The organism is Mediterranea sp. An20 (assembly GCF_002160055.1).
In the GTDB taxonomy this organism is placed as follows: domain Bacteria; phylum Bacteroidota; class Bacteroidia; order Bacteroidales; family Bacteroidaceae; genus Bacteroides; species Bacteroides avicola.
In genome coordinates this window covers 1-1,835 of the sequence record NZ_NFJV01000065.1, presented here as the reverse complement: position 1 = coordinate 1,835, position 1,835 = coordinate 1, and the positions used below count along the sequence as shown (strand labels likewise).

General features: G+C 56.6%; 2 protein-coding genes. Both read left to right on the top strand.

Annotated elements, in window-relative coordinates:
* A partial coding sequence (locus B5F34_RS17085; protein WP_087340944.1) for a DNA topoisomerase occupies window positions 1–1,458 on the top strand: 1,458 nt, incomplete at its 5' end.
* A 163-nt stretch (window positions 1,459–1,621) separates the two neighbouring features.
* Window positions 1,622–1,835, top strand: a 214-nt coding sequence (locus B5F34_RS17080; RefSeq protein ID WP_140393030.1) for a DUF1896 family protein, incomplete at its 3' end; no start/stop codon positions are given.

Below are 1,835 nucleotides of genomic sequence, written 5' to 3'. Positions count from 1 at the left end.
ACGCCCGAACCGGTACACCAGCTTCATTTTACCGTACCGTCGGTAAGCGCAAGTGAAGTGGTAAAGTTCGCCTCGGTGGAGAAATGGAAAGACAAGGAGGAAGCCGCCGCATTATATAACAAGGTAAAGGCACAAATGGCGGCAACCGTTGTCAAAGTCGAAAAGAAGGAGAAAGTGGAGAACCCTCCATTATTATATGACTTGACTACACTTCAAAAGGAAGCGAACACGAAGCACGGCTTCATGGCGGAGCAGACGCTCGACCTCGTGCAGAAGCTCTATGAGGCGAAGCTCGTCACCTATCCGAGAACATCAAGCCGCTACATCCCGGAGGACGTGTTCGCCGAAGTGCCCCTGCTGTTCGACCGTCTGGCGAACCACTCCCCGTTTGCGGAGAAGATTGAAAGCTTGGGCGAACTGAACCGCCGCAGCGTGGACGCCTCGAAAGTGACCGACCACCATGCGCTGTTGGTGACGCCGAACCGTCCGCTGGCGCTCTACAAGAACGAACAGCTTATCTATGACATGATTGTGGGGCGCATGATAGAAGCGTTCTCCCCGGAGTGCGTCAAGGACACGACCACCGTCCGTGCGGAGTGCGAGGGCGTGGTGTTTGAAGCCAAAGGCTGTATCGTCCGCAAGGCGGGCTGGCGCTCGGTCTATGGTGAGGACAGGGAAGATACCGTACTGCCCGACTGGAAAGAGGGCGACACGCTGGCGATGAACGGCTGTACGATGAGTTCGGGCATGACCCGTCCGAAGCCGCTGCACACGGAAAGCACCCTGCTGGCGGCAATGGAGACCGCCGGACGCGAGGGCGTGGAGGACGAGGAAGTGCGGCAGGCGTTGAAGGACTGCGGCATCGGCACGCCCGCCACCCGTGCCGCCATCATCGAGACCCTGCTCCGGCGCGAATACATGGTGCGCGTGAAGAAGTCGCTCGTGCCGACGGAGAAAGGGCTTGCCCTGTATTCCATCGTGAAGGAGATGGACATCGCCGATGTGGAAATGACCGGGCGTTGGGAGTCGGAACTGGCGGAGATAGAAAAAGGCAGGACGCCGCACGAGGCTTTCCTGCGCGACATCGAGGGCTACACCCGCAAGATAACCACCGAACTGCTCGCCTGCGACAAAATCTTTGGTCACAAGGCATCGGGCTGCGCCTGCCCCAAGTGCGGCACGGGCACGATGCAGTTCTACGGCAAGGTGGTGCGCTGCGACAACCCGGACTGCGCCCTGCCGGTGTTCCGCCAGATAGCGGGCAGGACGCTCACCGACACGGAAATGACCGACCTGCTGGCAAACGGGAAGACGGGTGTCCTCAGCGGCTTCAAGAGCAAACAGGGCAAGCCGTTCAGCGCGGCGGTCGCCTTCGATGCGGATTTCAACACGAAATTCATCTTTCCCGAAGCCAAAGGCACAAGAAAGAGTACAAACATGAAAGGAAGAAGAAAATAATGACTACCTTTGCCACTGATTCATGTAATAATCTGTTTCAATTCGTTGATACTGTTTCTTTACATGGATTTAGTGGCGGCACTCGGAGGGATACCGGGTGCCTTTTTTCTTCTCCTTTATCCATATCAATATCCGATTTTTTCACCACTAAATCCATCAGAAAATGAAACAGAACAAGAAAACCGTTCCGGCGGAACTGTCCTATTACGGGCTGTACCTACTGGATTACCTGAGAAAAAACCATCCCGACAAAGCATCGGATACCGATTTCATTGCCGGACGCGAAGAAGCCGCCACCGCCACTTTCGAGAAGGAAAGGCTGGCGGGCGGCACGGTGGAGGACGCCCACGAGGAAGCCATGCGCGTGCTGCTCGAAG